Raw genomic sequence first — 14,976 nt, 5'->3', positions numbered from 1 at the left:
CCCGGCGGCCGAGGCCTTGGCGGCCCGTGCCCTGCCGGGCGCGCAGATCGCCCTATCCCTGCCGACGATCCATTGTTCCGCCTGCATTTCCAAGATCGAGCGGGCGTTAAATGCGGATAGCCGGGTAAAGTCCGCACGCGTCAACCTGACCCTCAAGCGGGCCAGCATCGACGCGGCCCCCGAGGTGACCGCCGAAGACATGCGCGCGCTGGTCGAGGGGCTTGGTTACGAGGCCTATGAGTTGGATCAGGGCACGCTGAATGCCACGGCCAATGACCGCGCCGGGCGGGATCTTTTGATGCGGCTGGCGGTCGCCGGTTTTGCCAGTATGAATGTCATGCTTCTGTCGGTGTCGGTCTGGTCCGGGGCCGAGGATGCGACGCGTGACATGTTCCACTGGATTTCCGCCGCGATCACCCTGCCGGCGATTGCCTTTTCCGGAGTGCCGTTCTTTCGCAATGCCTGGGCCGCGTTGCGCAATTGGCGGCTCAATATGGATGTGCCGATCGTTCTGGCCATTGTGCTGGCGATCCTCACCTCGCTCTGGGAAACGATGCTGTCGGGGGAGCATGCCTATTTTGATGCGGCGCTTACGCTCACGTTCTTTTTGTTGGCGGGGCGCTATCTCGATCACCGCACGCGGGCCATTGCCCGCTCTGCCGCCGAGGAATTGACGGCGCTCGAAGTGCCGCGTGCGATCCGCTTGCGCGCCGGAGTGGAGGAACAGGTGAATGTGGCCCTCTTGGCTGCGGGGGATCTCATTCTCGTGCGGCCCGGTGGGCGCATGCCGGTGGATGGTGTAATCGTAGAGGGCACGTCAGAGATTGACCGGTCGCTGCTCACCGGAGAAACGCTGCCGGTGTTTGCGGGTGAGGGGCAGGTGGTCAGCGCCGGAGAGGTCAACTTGACCGGACCGCTTACCATCCGCGCGACGGCGGTGGGGGCGGAAACCTCGCTTCACCGCATGGCGGATCTGGTGGCCATCGCGGAATCCGGGCGCTCGCGCTATACCTCGCTGGCCGATAGTGCGGCCAAGCTCTATGCGCCGGGGGTGCATATTCTGGCGGGCCTCAGTTTTATGGGGTGGTATCTCTATACATGGGACGTGCGCACGGCGCTCAATATCGCCGCTGCGGTTCTGATCATCACCTGCCCTTGCGCGCTCGGGCTGGCGGTGCCTGCGGTGACAACGGCGGCCTCGGGGCGGCTCTTCCGGCGGGGGATGCTGATCAAACATGAAACCGCGCTCGAACGGCTGGCGCAGGTGGATACGGTCGTGTTCGACAAGACCGGCACGCTGACCACGGGGATGCCGCAACTCACCAATCTGGATGGTTTGCCGCGCGCGGTGGTCGAAGTGGCGTTAGCTCTTGCGCAGGGGTCTTCGCATCCGCTGGCGCAGTCGATCACCCGCGCTGCGCGTGGTGCAGGATTTGCGGCGGCGGCGGTAACAGACATTACAGAAGTGCCTGGGTATGGCACAAAGGGCCGCTGCAACGGCCAAGAAGTGCGTCTGGGACGTGCAAGCTGGACCGGGGCGCAGGCCCTCTCCGAGACCGCAACCTTTCTCAAGATCGGGGATCAGTTGCCCGTCGCCTTTACCTTTGCAGATGCGTTGCGGCCCGGTGCTGCGGAGGTGGTGCAGGGGCTGATGGATCAGGGCAAGCGGGTGATCCTGATTTCCGGCGATACCACTCCTGCGGTCGAGGCCTTGGCCACCCGCCTTGGTATTCCGCAGTGGATGGCCGAGGCGTTGCCCGCAGACAAGGCGGCGCGTGTGGCGGCTTTGACTGCCGAGGGCGCGCATGTGCTGATGGTGGGGGATGGGCTCAACGATACAGCGGCTCTTGCGGGGGCGCATGTGTCGATTTCGCCCGCGACGGCGCTCGATGCCGCGCGGGTGGCATCGGATATCGTGCTGTTGGGCAATGACCTCTCACCAATCGCGGCGGCCTGCGTGACGGCGAAATCCGCCACACGCCGCATCCGCGAGAATTTCCAGATTGCCACGGTCTATAACGTCGTTGCCGTGCCGCTGGCGGTGGCGGGGCTCTGTTCGCCGCTCATTGCCGCCTTAGCCATGTCGCTGAGTTCGATCACCGTATCTCTCAACGCGCTCAGACTGAGGTAGCCAATGAATATCCTCACCTACCTGATTCCGATTTCCCTAATCCTAGGTGGTGTCGGCCTTGTGGCTTTTGTCTACACCGTGCGCTCGAACCAATATGATGATCCTGAGGGCGACTCGCGGCGTATCCTGTCGGACGATTGGGATGACCACCCCAAGCCTTGAGTGTTGTTCATCTGTCTGATGGGGGCTGGCCCCAATCTGCGCTTTGCACCACAGTGACAGCTTTCAGCTTGGCCCGATCATGAAACAGGTGACTTTCTTGGCCTGCAGGCGGCGGCAGGCGAGGTCCGCGCTCTCACGTGTCATGCCCATGAAATTCGCGTCGAAGCCGGCGGGCCGCTGCACCACTTTGCGCAGACTGCCATCAAGTGTGGCCATTTCATTCAGGGCGGTTTGCAAGAGCACCTGCCGCGCCTTGTATTCGCTGCCATAGCGGCCGACGTTGATCCCCCAATGGCGCCCGCCAGAGGTAGAGACACGTGTCACAACCTCTGGTTCAGGCTCTGGCGCGGGCGCGCTTGCGAGGACGATATCGGTCGGACGTTGTTCGGGGCGGGTGTCAGGCGTGACCGCTACGCTGCCTTGGGCAGGGGTCGCCGTTGCAACCTGCTGAGCGGCCAGAAGCGCGCGCTCGATATCATCCCGCGCGGCGATGACCGGCATCGGGGCGGCTTGCGAGGGCCGCGATTGTGGGCGCAGGCTCTTGATCACGGCGGCGGCTGTGGCGAGGCGCACGGTCTTGGCGGCAACGCTCGGGCGATCCTCGCCTGCGGCGATCCTCACCGGCACTGTGCCGATCTTGCCTAGATACGGCGGGCGCGCCGGGCGAAGCACGGCCACCTGCGTTGGTGCCTTTTTAAAGCCGAGGTCGAGCAGTTCAGCCACCTTGGCATTGCGCGAGGCGGTAGATTGACCGCCAAAGACGGTGGCGATGATCCGCTCGCCATTGCGTTCGGCGCTGGCGGTGAGGTTAAAGCCTGCGGCGCGGGTATAGCCTGTCTTGATCCCGTCAGCGCCGCGATAGGCCTCAAGCAGGCGACGGTTGGTGTGGCTGACCGAGGTCACGCCAGCATCGGTGGTGATGCGCGAGAAGAGATTGTAATACTGAGGGAAGTCATAAAAGAGATGCCGCCCGAGGATTGACATATCGCGCGCGGTGGACAGATGCCCGTTCTCGGTCAGGCCATGGGCATTCTTGAACGTGGTCCGGCTCATGCCGAGACTCTCGGCCGTGCGATTCATCCGGCGCGCAAACTGCGCCTCTGATCCTTCGATCGCCTCGCCAAGTGCGGTGGCCGCATCATTGGCGGATTTGACTGCTGCGGCGCGAATGAGATAGCGCAGCGCAATGCTGCTTCCGGCGCGCACGCCGAGTTTGCTGGGTGGCTCAGAGGCGGCATGTTTCGAAATCAGCACCTTGTCATCAAGACCGATCTCGCCGTTCTCGATCGCCTCGAAAACCACATAGAGTGTCATCATCTTGGTCAACGAGGCTGGATGTAGCCGCGTGTCGGCATTGTTCGAATAGAGCACTTCGCCGCTGCGTGCGTCCATCACCAATGCTGCATAGGGTGCCGCCGCCGCGCTCAATGGCACGATGATCAGCATCCAGAATGTTGCCATCACCACCAGCCCCCAACGGACTGGCTGCTTGCCCCGTGTTTTCATAGAACTGCTCTTTTACTGCCTCGCGCCGCCGGTTTTCCGACTGGCATTGATTTATACCTCAGATCGTAGCACAGGCGTGTTTTTGTTTAAAGTGTTCATTTTCAAAGAGTTTCGCGGGAGTTGGGCCAATATGTAGTGGCTTGATCTCATCTACCCCCCATATGCACGTCACGACGGATACAAGAGCCGAACGACGTCCAAAAAAATGGCCCGGGCGGTGCAGCCCGGGCCATGTCCTAGAAATGGCTTTTGATCAGTTCAGCGCGGCATCGCTGATCGCATGGGTCCATGCGCCATCACCGGGATGTGCGCTAATCACCGGATCAGATCCGCCGGACAAAAGCGATTGCACCGTGCGCTCATAATCCTCGGGGTCGAGCGCACCGTTGGAGCCTGCTGTGAGCTTGGCCACTTCGGTCATCATGCGGATCTGATGCGCTTCGGTCTGCGCGCCGGTGGCGTCATTGTCGAGCACGATCATCGCCGCCTCTTCTGGATTTTCCTCGGCCCATTTCCAGCCCTTCATCGAGGCGCGCACGAAACGGGTGAGCTTATCGACTTCGGCCGGGTCGCTCAGCTTTTCTTCCAGAACATAAAGCCCGTCCTCAAGTGTGGCGACGCCTTGATCCTCGTATTTGAAGGTGATGAGTTGATCCTCGGTGAGGCCCGCGTCGATCACCTGCCAATACTCGTTATAGGTCATGGTCGAGATGCAGTCGGCCTGTTTTTGCAAGAGCGGGTCGACGTTGAACCCCTGTTTGAGCACGGTCACGCCCTCGGCACCGCCATCGGTGGAAATGCCCAGTTGGCTCATCCACGACAGAAACGGAAACTCATTGCCAAAGAACCAGACACCCAAGGTGCGACCCGGAAAATCATCTGGCCCGGTGACGCCAGTTTCCTTGAGGCAGGTCAGCATCATGCCCGAGGATTTGAAGGGCTGCGCAATGTTCACCAGCGGCAGGCCCTTTTCCCGCGCCGAGAGGGCCGCCGGCATCCATTCCACCGTCACATCCGCGCCGCCGCCTGCGATCACCTGCGTCGGGGCGATATCCGGCCCACCCGGCTTGATCGTGACGTTGAGGTCTTCTTCGCCGTAAAACCCCTTGTCGAGCGCCACATAATAGCCCGCGAATTGCGCCTGCGTCACCCATTTGAGTTGCAGCGTCAGATCATCCGCCGCCTGCGCCATAGTGCTGAGGCTGGTAAGCGCGGCGAGGCTGAATAGTCCTGTCAGTTTCTTCATTTGTTATCTCCCGTGTTGGTGGTTTCTTGATCTTATGCCCGGCTCCGTTGCGACGGGTGCCAGAATGTCACTGCCTTTTCCACAAGCGCTACGGCGCCGTAAAATCCTGAGCCAGCGATGGCCGCGACCACGATCTCGGCCCAGACGAGATCGAGCGCGAGTTGCCCGACCGAGGTCGAGATGCGGAATCCCATGCCCTTGATGGGCGATCCAAAGAACTCTGCCACAATCGCCCCGATCAGCGCCAGTGTCGTCGCGATCTTGAGCCCGTTGAAGAGGAATGGCATCGCGGCGGGCAGGCGCAGGTTGAACAGGGTTTGCCAATAGCCAGCGGCATAGGTGCGCATCAGGTCGCGCTGCATGGCGTCGGTATCGGTGAGGCCCTGTACGGTGTTCACCAACATGGGAAAGAACACCATGACCACGACGACCGCTGCCTTGGATTGCCAGTCAAAGCCGAACCACATCACCAGAATGGGGGCCATGCCGATGATCGGCAGCGCCGCTACGAAATTGCCCACCGGCAGCAGACCGCGTTGCAGGAACGGAAACCGGTCGATGGCGATGGCCGTCAGAAAGGCCGCACCGCAGCCCATGATATAGCCGGTCAGTGCGCCCTTGAGGGCGGTCTGCACGAAATCCTGCCAGAGAATATGGGTGGATTTGGCGAAAGTCGCGGCAATGGCGGTGGGGGCGGGCAGGAGGACGGGGGAGATCGAGAGGCCGCGCACGAGAGATTCCCAGATCACAACAAGTGTGAGGCCGAAAATCACTGGCACGAGGAGCCGTGTGGCTCGTGTTTTAGGCCGGTGTGACAGGCGGGAATTGATCCCCCAGCCAAGCGCCCATGCGAGCGATCCAAGCGCCAGCCAGCCCATCACGCCATCCCCATCCGCTTGAGCGTGATCCGCTGGACAAGGCCAATCAGCCCCACCAGAACCGCCGCCAGTGTCGCCGCCATGATAAGAGCGGACCAGATTTGGATGGTTTGGCCATAATAGCTGCCTGCCAGCAGGCGCGCGCCCAGCCCCGCCACGGCCCCGGTCGGCAATTCGCCGACGATGGCCCCGACAAGGCTTGCGGCCATGCCGACCTTGAGCGAGGTAAAGAGATAGGGCATCGAAGAGGGCAGGCGCAGCCGCCAAAAGGTCTGGGCCGCACTCGCGCTCCATGTCCGCATCTGGTCGAGCTGCATGGGCGTGGGGCTGCGCAGCCCCTTGACCATGCCGACGACCACCGGAAAGAACGACAGATACATCGAGATCATCGCCTTGGGCAGCAGCCCTGAAATGCCCACGGCATTCAGCACCACGATGATCATCGGGGCAATCGCCAGAATGGGGATGGTTTGGGAGGCTATGACCCAAGGCATCACGCTCATGTCCATGGTGCGGTTGTAGACGATGCCGATGGCCAGCGCGATGCCAAGCGCGGTGCCAAGGACAAAGCCGAGTGCTGTGGCGCTGAAGGTGATCCAGCTGTGATAAAAGAGCGAGCTTTTGGAAAATCCGCGCCCTTCCAGCACCATGGCACCGGTGGTGTTCCATATCTCAAGCGCCACCTGATGCGGCGCGGGCAGTTTGGGCTTGTCCTGCGCCCATGTGTCGGCGACGAGGGCGGGGAGGGTCAGCGTCGTGCCTGCCCGCGCCGCCTGATCCTGCGCCCATTGCGCATTGAGCGCCACGGCGGCGGCATACCAGAGCGCGAGAAGTGCTGCGAGAATGGTGAGAACAGGGAGGAGATTGCGCATCATGCCTCCTCTGATTTCACTGTTCCAAAAATACTCAAATTCCGGCGCTTAAACCGGGCGCGATTTTTGAGTATTTTAAGAACGCTGAAAGGAATTCGTGGTTTTCTGAGGCTACGGTACAGGCTGGAGAGCCGATGACCGTGAACGGTGAAAACCCCTCTCCCCGTCGCAGGGGAGAGGGCGTTTTCTGGGTGAGTTGTCTCAGACCGCATCGCCATGCCCCGCACGCAGCCCCTCGCGGACGCGATGGGCGATTTCGAGGAATTCCGGTGTCTCGCGGATGTCGAGCGGGCGATGCTTTGGCAGGGTGCTCTCGATCACATCGGTGATGCGGCCGGGGCGGGGCGACATGACCACGATCTTGGTGCTCAGATACACCGCCTCGGGGATGGAATGGGTGACGAAACAGATGGTCTTGTTGGTGCGGTCCCAAAGCTGGAGGAGTTGCTCGTTGAGATGGTCGCGCACGATTTCATCCAGAGCGCCAAAGGGTTCGTCCATCAAAAGGATGTCGGCGTCAAAGGCGAGCGCGCGGGCGATGCTGGCGCGCTGCTGCATGCCACCTGAAAGCTGCCAGGGGTATTTCCGCTCGAACCCCGCGAGATCAACGAGGTCCAGCACGCGCTTGACGCGGGCCTCCTGATCGTGGCGGGCGTAGCCCATGATTTCCAAGGGCAGGCGGATATTGCCGCCGATGGTGCGCCATGGGTAGAGGCCCGCCGCCTGAAACACATAGCCATAGGCGCGGGATTTGCGCGCCTCTTCGGCGCTGGTGCCATTGACGGTCAAGGTGCCGCCGGTGGGATGCTCCAGATCCGCCATGCAGCGCAGAAAGGTGGTCTTGCCACAGCCTGAGGGGCCGATGAAGCTGACGAAATCGCCCTTTTCCACCTCAAGGCTCACGTCCTTGAGCGCATGCACCGGGCCATCGCCGGTCTGAAAGGTCAGCGACAGGTTTTGTGCGCTGATGACTGTGTTGCTGCTCAAACCCTATCCCCTGCTGGCCCGGTCGCTACTGCGCCCGGCTGGCTGATGGTTGTCAAGAGGCGCGCCTTGCCATGAGGTGCGTGCGTGCCGGATTTTTCAGATCCCCGCCGGGATATTCAACGGGTCGCGCTGGATCATCTTGGGGGCGGTCAGGGCCTTCCATTTCGAGAGCGCCTGATGGGCCGAGGGAAAAGCTGGGCGGGGGACAAAGCGGCCGCGCCCCGGTTGCGGCTGCGAATTCTGGCCCCAGGCCCAGATCACCTCGCCGCGGCTGAGGGTATAGCGCGGCTGCGCCTTGACCTCGAACCCTTCAAAGACGTTGTAATCAAGGATGGAATGGTGGTTGGAGGCGCTGATCGTCTTGGTGATCTTGGGGTCCCAGACCACGAGGTCGGCATCCGCCCCTTCGACAATCGCGCCCTTTTTCGGGTAGATGTTGAGGATCTTGGCCACGTTGGACGAGGTGACGGCGACGAATTCATTCAGTGTCAGCCGTCCGGTTTCCACCCCATGCGTCCAGAGCACGGCAAGCCGTTCCTCTAGCCCGTTTGAGCCATTGGGGATGATGCGGAAATCGTTGCGCCCGGCGCGTTTCTGCGCGGTGGAAAAGGCGGCGTGATCGGTCGCCACCACTTGCAGTGATCCGGCTTGAAGCCCGGCCCAGAGGCCGTCCTGATGCTCCTTGGAGCGGAAGGGGGGTGACATCACGCGGCGGGCGGCGTGGTCCCAATCCTTGTTGAAATACTCGGACTCGTCGAGGGTGAGGAACTGGATCAGCGGCTCGCCATAGACGCGCATCCCCTTTTGCCGCGCGCGCCGGATCGCCTCGTGGGCCTGTTCGCAAGAGACATGCACGATATAGAGCGGCACGCCGGCGGCATCGGCAATGCAGATTGCGCGGTTGGCGGCCTCGCCCTCGAATTCGGGGGGGCGGGAATAGGCGTGCCCCTCTGGGCCCGTGATGCCCTGATCAAAGTATTTCTGCTGCATCTCGGCCACCAGATCGCCATTCTCGGCATGCACCATCGGCAGCGCGCCGAGTTCGGCGCAGCGCTTGAACGAGGCGAACATCTCGTCATCCTCGATCATGAGCGCGCCCTTGTAGGCCATGAAATGCTTGAAGGAATTGACGCCCATGTCGACGGCGTCCTTCATCTCGGTAAAGACGTTTTCGTTCCAGCCGGTGATGGCCATGTGATAGCCGATGTCGCTGCAAATCTGCGGCGCGGATTTGCGGTGCCACTCGTTGATCGCGTGTTTGATGCTGCCATCCGCGCCGGGCAGGCAGAAATCCACGATCATCGTGGTGCCGCCACAGGCCGCCGCCCATGTGCCGGTTTCAAAGGTTTCCGCCGCCGTGGTGCCCATGAAGGGCATCTCAAGGTGGGTATGCGGATCAATGCCGCCGGGGATCACATAGGCGTCCGTGGCGTCGATATAGGTCTCGCCTTTGAGGTCCGCGCCGATCTGTTTGATGGTCTCGCCTTCAATCAGCACATCGGCCTTCCATGTGCGGTCGGCGGTGACGACGGTGCCGTTCTTGATGACTTTGGTGGTCATGTCGTTTCTCCCTGTCTGTAGACTACTTGGGATTTCATCTGGTCCAAGATACCTCGGGGGTTTGGGGGCTGGCCCCGATCACTCAACCACCTCCGCCGTTTCCAGCACGGCATGAAGCAGCACATCCGTGCCGGCGCGAGCCCAATCGGGTGTAATCTCTTCGGCCTCATTGTGGCTGAGACCATCCTTGCAGGGGCACATGACCATGGTGGTGGGATAGACCTTGTTGATCCAGCAGGCATCGTGACCCGCGCCCGAGACGATATCCATATGACTATACCCCAGCCGGTCGGCGGCATCGCGCACGCGGGCGACGAGGCTTTCGTCAAAGGCGGGGGGATCGAAGGCGCCGACCACTTCGGCGTTGAATTTCACGCCGACATCGGCGCAGAGGCCGGGGGCGGTGGCCATGAGCTCCTCGGCCATCGCCTCTAATGTCCCAAGGACGTGGGAGCGGAAATCGACGGTGAAGACCACCTTTTCGGGGATGACGTTGCGGCTGTTGGGGTGGACGTCGATATGGCCGATCGCGCCCACGGCATTGGGTTGATAGTGCAAGGCAATTTCATGCACCAGTTCGGTTACGCGCGCCAGTCCGCGTCCGGCGTTGCGGCGCATATACATCGGCGTGGAGCCGGTGTGTTGGCCCTTGCCCGTGACTGTGCATTCGATCCAGCGCAGACCCTGTCCGTGGGTGACGACCCCGATCTGTTTGCCTTCGGCCTCGAGGATCGGGCCTTGTTCGATGTGGAGTTCAAAGAAGGCGTGCATCTTGCGCGCCCCCACCTTCTCGGGGCCTTTCCAGCCGATACGCTCCAATTCATCGCCAAAGCGTTTGCCTTTGGCATCGACCCGGTCATAGGCCCAATCGCGGCTCAATACGCCCGCGAACACGCCCGATGCGAGCATGGCGGGGGCAAAGCGCGTGCCTTCTTCATTCGTCCAGTTGGTGACGACGATGGGATGTTTGGTTCTTATATCCAGATCGTTGAGGGTGCGGATGATTTCCAGCCCTGCCAGCACGCCGAGCACGCCATCGTATTTGCCGCCTGTCGGTTGTGTGTCGAGGTGGGAGCCCACATAGACCGGCAGCGCCTCTGGGTCAGTGCCGTCGCGGCGGGCGAACATATTGCCCATCTCGTCCACGCCCATGGTGAGACCCGCCGTCGTGCACCACGATTGAAAGAGCGCGCGCCCCTCGGCATCCTCATCTGTCAGGGTCTGGCGGTTGTTGCCGCCTGCGATGCCGGGGCCGATTTTGGCCATCTCCATCAGGCTGTCCCAGAGCCGGGTGCTGTTGATCTTGAGGTTTTCGCCGGGTGCCGCCATGGGATTGCTCGCTTTTTTACCATTTGGTAAACTTACGATTGCTTGGGGCATGGGCGCTGTCAAGATTCGTCTTGGGCCTGAGCCGTGATCTGGCTAAGCTGGTCAACGGGGTGATGAAAAATATGCCCCGCAAGGAAAGGAAGAGGATGCCGCAAGCCCCTGCCGCGCAGGCCGGTCGCAAGCCCAGCCGTATCCAGCTGCGCAACCGCAAGCGGATTCTCGAAGCGGCGCTCGAGGTGTTCTCGACCCATGGCTATCGCGGCGCGACACTGGATCAGATTGCGGCGGAGGCGGGGCTGAGCAAGCCGAACATCCTCTATTACTTCGAGGGTAAGGAAGAGATTCACGTCACCTTGCTCAATCAGCTTCTGGATGCCTGGTTAGCCCCGCTGCATGCGATTGATCCCGCAGGGGATCCGCTTGACGAAATTCTGACCTATGTGCGCCGCAAGCTGGCGATGTCGCGCGACCTGCCGCGCGAGAGCCGGTTGTTTGCCAATGAAATACTGCAGGGTGCGCCCCGTATGGGGCCGCATCTGGAGAGTGTTTTGAAGCCGCTGGTGGATCAGACGTCGATGATTATCCAAGGCTGGATCGCGGCGGGCAGGTTGTCGCCGGTCGATCCGCGACATCTGCTCTTTTCGATCTGGGCCACGACCCAGCATTACGCAGATTTCGAGGCGCAGGTGGGGGTTCTTATGGGTGACGTTGACGTGCATGCCGGGGCCTCGGCGCATTTGGAAGCGATGTTTGGGCGACTTCTGAGGCCCAACGCGGCAATGGGACAGGGGCGGCAATAAAATCAGCGTTTGTCACTGGAAAAAAACGCGGAGATTTGACACAAGTCGAGGGATACTTACGACGTGGGGTCCAGAGCCTGCGCAAAACAAGGCAATGCGAGCACGATGCAGATTGAACGAACTTCTCTTCCCGGCGTGGTGATCGTTACACCCACACGCCACGGCGATACGCGTGGTTTTTTCAGCGAGAGCTGGAACCGTCAGCGCATGGCTGAGGCGGGAATCACGATAGATTTCGTACAGGACAATCATTCGCTCTCGGAACAGGTGGGCACGATACGCGGTCTGCATTTTCAGTCGCCGCCGCATGCGCAGGCCAAGCTGGTGCGGTGCGGGCGCGGTGCGCTCTATGACGTGGCGGTTGATATCCGGCGCGGCAGCCCGACCTATGGGCACTGGGTGGGGGTTGATCTTAGTTTCGAGAACGGGCGCCAACTTCTTGTTCCAGAAGGGTTTTTACATGGGTTTGTGACCCGAGAACCAATGACGGAAATCATCTACAAATGTTCGGATTACTATGCGCCGGAGTGTGATGGTGCGGTGCGTTTCGATGATCCCGAGATTGGGATTACTTGGGGGGTTGAGGGCGGGTCTGTGGTGCTGAGCGACAAGGATGGCAAGGCGCCGCTGTTGCGCGATTTCGTCAGCCCCTTTGAGTTTGTGGGGGCGACATGAGGCTCTTGGTGACGGGGGGGGCCGGGTTTATTGGGTCGGCCGTGGTGCGTCATGCCGTGGCGCGCGGATATGAGGTGGTCAATCTGGATGCGCTGACCTATGCCGCCTGTCTGGATAATGTGGCCAGTGTGGCACAGAGCCCACGATATAGTTTCGTTCATGCCGATATCCGGGATCGTGCAGCGCTTGATCGGGTGTTTGCGGAGCATGCGCCCGAGGCGGTGCTGCATCTGGCCGCTGAGAGCCATGTGGACCGCTCGATTGACGGCCCCGGCGCCTTTGTCGAGACCAATATCACGGGCACCTACAATCTCTTGGAAGCGGCGCGTGGGCATTGGCAAGCCCTTGGAAAGCCTGACAGTTTCCGGTTTCAGCATATCTCGACAGATGAGGTTTACGGCTCACTGCCCGCCGATCCGTCAGTCAAATTCACCGAGAATACGCCCTATGATCCGCGTAGCCCCTATTCGGCCTCCAAGGCGGCGTCGGACCATCTGGTTCGAGCCTGGCACGAGACCTACGGCCTGCCGGTGCTGATCACCAATTGTTCCAACAATTACGGGCCTTTCCACTTTCCTGAGAAGCTCATTCCGGTGATTATTCTCAAGGCATTGGCGGGCAAGCCGCTGCCGATTTACGGCGATGGCAGACACGTGCGCGACTGGCTTTATGTCGAGGATCACGCCGAGGCGCTGTTGAGGGTGCTGGAGCAGGGTGCGCCGGGGCGATCCTATAATATCGGTGGCGAAAATGAGCGCAGCAATCTGGACTTGGTGCGTACCTTATGTACAATTTTGGACGCGTTATGTACGCGCAGCGATGGCGCGTCCTATGCCGAGCAAATCACCTTTGTGACGGATCGTCCGGGCCATGATGCGCGCTACGCGATCGACCCGTCCCGCATCCGGGACGAGTTGGGGTGGCGCCCCTCTGTCACGGTCGAAGAGGGGCTGCGGCGCACTGTGGCGTGGTATCTCGAGAACGAAAGCTGGTGGCGGGCGCTTGAGGCGCGTGAGGGGGTCGGAAAGCGGCTGGGGACGGGCTAAGGGAGGTCGTCCATTTTGCAGGACGACAGGAACATGGGGTTCGGTATGAAGATACTGGTTTTTGGCAAAACCGGTCAGGTGGCGACTGAGCTACAACGACTGGCGGAGGTCGTGGCCTTGGGGCGGGATGAGGCGGATTTGACGCAACCGGACAGGTGCGCCGCCGCGATTCGGGACCATGTCCCCGATCTGGTGATCAATGCTGCCGCCTATACCGCCGTCGACCGTGCCGAAGAGGAAGAGACACTGGCGACGGTGATCAATGGTGCGGCACCGGGCGCTATGGCGCGGGCCTGTGCCGATTTGGGTATTCCGTTTTGTCATGTTTCGACGGATTACGTTTTTGATGGCAGCGGCACGGCGCCGCGCCAACCGTCGGACCCGGTCGCGCCCTGCAATGCCTATGGTCGATCCAAGCTGGCGGGTGAAGAGGCGGTGCGCGCTGCCGGAGGGCAGAGCGCGATCCTGCGCACATCCTGGGTGTTTTCGGCGCATGGCAACAATTTTGTGAGAACCATGCTGCGCCTGTCGGAAACGCGTGACGCGCTCAACGTGGTCGAGGATCAGATTGGCGGGCCGACGCCGGCTGCGGATATCGCGGCGGCGCTCTTGACAATGGGGCGGGCGATGCTCGCGGGCCATGCCGGGGGTCTTTATCATTTCAGCGGCGCGCCCGATGCAAGCTGGGCGGAGTTCGCACGGGAGATTTTTGCCCGCGCCGGACGCGCGACGACGGTCACGGGTATCCCGACCAGCGCCTATCCCACACCTGCCGCCCGACCGCTCAATTCACGCCTTGATTGTGGAACCCTGACGGCAGAGTTTGGCATCGCGCGGCCCGATTGGCGGGACGGTGTGTCCCGCGTCCTCGAGCACCTGGAGCAAAAATGACCACAACACGCAAGGGCATCGTTTTGGCGGGAGGGTCCGGCACGCGGCTCTATCCGATCACCATGGGGCTGAGCAAACAGCTCTTGCCGGTCTATGACAAGCCGATGATCTACTATCCGCTGACGGTGCTGATGCTGGCGGGCATCCGCGAGATCGCTCTCATCACCACGCCACAGGATCAGGCGCAATTTCAGCGGCTCTTGGGCGATGGCAGCCAATGGGGGCTGTCGTTCAGCTATATCGTGCAGCCCTCGCCGGATGGGCTGGCGCAGGCCTATCTGCTGGCGGAAGAGTTTCTGGACGGGCAGGCGTCGGCGCTGGTTCTGGGGGATAACATTTTCTACGGCCACGGGTTGTCCGAGCAATTGGATAGCGCAGCGCGGCAGGAGAGGGGCGGCACCGTCTTTGGCTACCGGGTGGCGGACCCGGAGCGTTACGGGGTGGTCGAGTTCGACAAAGCGGGCCGGGCCGTGTCGATCGTGGAAAAGCCCAAGGTGCCGAAATCCGACTTTGCGGTGACGGGGCTCTATTTTCTGGATGGCGAGGCGTCGACTCGCGCCCGGACAGTGCAGCCCTCGGCGCGCGGCGAGTTGGAAATCACCTCGCTGTTGGAGATGTACCTCGCAGATGGGCTGCTGTCGGTCGAGATGATGGGGCGCGGCTATGCCTGGCTGGATACCGGGACGCATGCCAGCCTGCTTGATGCCGGGAATTTTGTGCGCACGCTGGAGCAGCGGCAGGGGCAACAGGTGGGCTGCCCCGAAGAGATCGCCTATGACAAGGGTTGGATTGATGCGGCAGCGCTGGAGGAGCGGATCAGCTTGTTCAAGAAAACCGACTATGGACTCTATCTGAAACGCCTGTTGCACAGCCCGCGAACTGCCGACTGAGGG

General features: G+C 61.4%; 14 protein-coding genes. 7 read left to right on the top strand and 7 right to left on the bottom strand.

The features are described 5' to 3' along the window. Window positions 1-16 precede the first annotated feature (16 nt). Window positions 17-2,131 carry a heavy metal translocating P-type ATPase gene (locus VR71_RS12935; RefSeq protein WP_045680600.1) on the top strand — a complete coding sequence of 705 codons (2,115 nt, stop codon included), beginning with the start codon at window positions 17-19 and terminating at the stop codon, window positions 2,129-2,131. 3 nt (window positions 2,132-2,134) lie between these two features. Further along, window positions 2,135-2,293 carry a cbb3-type cytochrome oxidase assembly protein CcoS gene (gene ccoS / locus VR71_RS12930; RefSeq protein WP_045680595.1) on the top strand — a complete coding sequence of 53 codons (159 nt, stop codon included), beginning with the start codon at window positions 2,135-2,137 and terminating at the stop codon, window positions 2,291-2,293. Between the two features lie 63 nt (window positions 2,294-2,356). Here ccoS and VR71_RS12925 read toward each other — a convergent pair whose 3' ends face one another. From VR71_RS12925 to VR71_RS12895, 7 genes are all read right to left on the bottom strand, one after another. Then, entirely contained in the window at window positions 2,357-3,799 is a 1,443-nt protein-coding gene (locus VR71_RS12925) for a D-alanyl-D-alanine carboxypeptidase family protein (RefSeq protein ID WP_045680594.1), read from the bottom strand. Window positions 3,800-4,052: 253 nt separating this feature from the next. After that, window positions 4,053-5,045, bottom strand: a complete 993-nt coding sequence (locus VR71_RS12920; protein WP_045680592.1) for an ABC transporter substrate-binding protein — start codon at window positions 5,043-5,045, stop codon at window positions 4,053-4,055. Between the two features lie 32 nt (window positions 5,046-5,077). Then, window positions 5,078-5,923 (bottom strand): ABC transporter permease, encoded by an 846-nt coding sequence (locus tag VR71_RS12915; protein ID WP_045680590.1) that lies wholly within the window; start codon window positions 5,921-5,923, stop codon window positions 5,078-5,080. After that, on the bottom strand, window positions 5,923-6,798 hold the full coding sequence (locus VR71_RS12910) for an ABC transporter permease (protein WP_045680589.1): 876 nt from the start codon (window positions 6,796-6,798) through the stop codon (window positions 5,923-5,925). Before VR71_RS12910 ends, VR71_RS12915 begins: the two co-directional genes overlap by 1 nt. Window positions 6,799-6,996: 198 nt before the next feature. Continuing rightward, window positions 6,997-7,782, bottom strand: coding sequence for an ABC transporter ATP-binding protein (locus VR71_RS12905; protein ID WP_045680587.1), 786 nt, complete (start codon window positions 7,780-7,782; stop codon window positions 6,997-6,999). A 96-nt stretch (window positions 7,783-7,878) separates the two neighbouring features. Beyond that, a complete protein-coding gene (gene hydA, locus VR71_RS12900; protein ID WP_045680585.1) occupies window positions 7,879-9,342 on the bottom strand; it encodes a dihydropyrimidinase in 1,464 nt (487 codons plus the stop codon). 78 nt (window positions 9,343-9,420) lie between these two features. Further along, window positions 9,421-10,671, bottom strand: a complete 1,251-nt coding sequence (locus VR71_RS12895) for a Zn-dependent hydrolase (RefSeq protein ID WP_045680583.1) — start codon at window positions 10,669-10,671, stop codon at window positions 9,421-9,423. 146 nt (window positions 10,672-10,817) lie between these two features. Between VR71_RS12895 and VR71_RS12890 the strand changes: the two genes are divergently transcribed. The 5 genes from VR71_RS12890 (at window position 10,818) to rfbA (ending at window position 14,973) form a co-directional block, all read left to right on the top strand. Then, a complete protein-coding gene (locus VR71_RS12890; protein ID WP_045680581.1) occupies window positions 10,818-11,471 on the top strand; it encodes a TetR family transcriptional regulator C-terminal domain-containing protein in 654 nt (217 codons plus the stop codon). Between the two features lie 105 nt (window positions 11,472-11,576). Further along, on the top strand, window positions 11,577-12,146 hold the full coding sequence (gene rfbC, locus VR71_RS12885) for a dTDP-4-dehydrorhamnose 3,5-epimerase (protein WP_045680579.1): 570 nt from the start codon (window positions 11,577-11,579) through the stop codon (window positions 12,144-12,146). After that, window positions 12,143-13,192: a dTDP-glucose 4,6-dehydratase gene (gene rfbB, locus VR71_RS12880; protein WP_045680577.1), complete on the top strand. Its 1,050-nt coding sequence runs from the start codon at window positions 12,143-12,145 to the stop codon at window positions 13,190-13,192. Before rfbC ends, rfbB begins: the two co-directional genes overlap by 4 nt. Window positions 13,193-13,237: 45 nt before the next feature. Next, window positions 13,238-14,083 carry a dTDP-4-dehydrorhamnose reductase gene (rfbD, locus tag VR71_RS12875; protein ID WP_045680645.1) on the top strand — a complete coding sequence of 282 codons (846 nt, stop codon included), beginning with the start codon at window positions 13,238-13,240 and terminating at the stop codon, window positions 14,081-14,083. Then, window positions 14,080-14,973 carry a glucose-1-phosphate thymidylyltransferase RfbA gene (rfbA, locus tag VR71_RS12870; protein ID WP_045680575.1) on the top strand — a complete coding sequence of 298 codons (894 nt, stop codon included), beginning with the start codon at window positions 14,080-14,082 and terminating at the stop codon, window positions 14,971-14,973. Before rfbD ends, rfbA begins: the two co-directional genes overlap by 4 nt. Window positions 14,974-14,976: the final 3 nt, after the last annotated feature.

Origin of the sequence: Roseovarius sp. BRH_c41 (assembly GCF_000961715.1) — a bacterium.
GTDB lineage: Bacteria > Pseudomonadota > Alphaproteobacteria > Rhodobacterales > Rhodobacteraceae > Roseovarius.
Note: the sequence above shows the minus strand (reverse complement) of the source record. Positions and strands in the feature narration are given on the sequence as shown.

Excerpts from the sequence above, each read along its gene's own strand:
- ccoS (WP_045680595.1), top strand. The coding sequence starts at position 2,135 with ATGAATATCCTCACCTACCTGATTCCGATTTCCCTAATCCTAGGTGGT.
- VR71_RS12925 (WP_045680594.1), bottom strand. The coding sequence starts at position 3,799 with ATGAAAACACGGGGCAAGCAGCCAGTCCGTTGGGGGCTGGTGGTGATG.
- VR71_RS12920 (WP_045680592.1), bottom strand. The coding sequence starts at position 5,045 with ATGAAGAAACTGACAGGACTATTCAGCCTCGCCGCGCTTACCAGCCTC.
- VR71_RS12915 (WP_045680590.1), bottom strand. The coding sequence starts at position 5,923 with ATGGGCTGGCTGGCGCTTGGATCGCTCGCATGGGCGCTTGGCTGGGGG.
- VR71_RS12910 (WP_045680589.1), bottom strand. The coding sequence starts at position 6,798 with ATGATGCGCAATCTCCTCCCTGTTCTCACCATTCTCGCAGCACTTCTC.
- hydA (WP_045680585.1), bottom strand. The coding sequence starts at position 9,342 with ATGACCACCAAAGTCATCAAGAACGGCACCGTCGTCACCGCCGACCGC.
- VR71_RS12895 (WP_045680583.1), bottom strand. The coding sequence starts at position 10,671 with ATGGCGGCACCCGGCGAAAACCTCAAGATCAACAGCACCCGGCTCTGG.
- VR71_RS12890 (WP_045680581.1), top strand. The coding sequence starts at position 10,818 with ATGCCGCAAGCCCCTGCCGCGCAGGCCGGTCGCAAGCCCAGCCGTATC.
- rfbC (WP_045680579.1), top strand. The coding sequence starts at position 11,577 with ATGCAGATTGAACGAACTTCTCTTCCCGGCGTGGTGATCGTTACACCC.
- rfbB (WP_045680577.1), top strand. The coding sequence starts at position 12,143 with ATGAGGCTCTTGGTGACGGGGGGGGCCGGGTTTATTGGGTCGGCCGTG.
- rfbD (WP_045680645.1), top strand. The coding sequence starts at position 13,238 with ATGAAGATACTGGTTTTTGGCAAAACCGGTCAGGTGGCGACTGAGCTA.
- rfbA (WP_045680575.1), top strand. The coding sequence starts at position 14,080 with ATGACCACAACACGCAAGGGCATCGTTTTGGCGGGAGGGTCCGGCACG.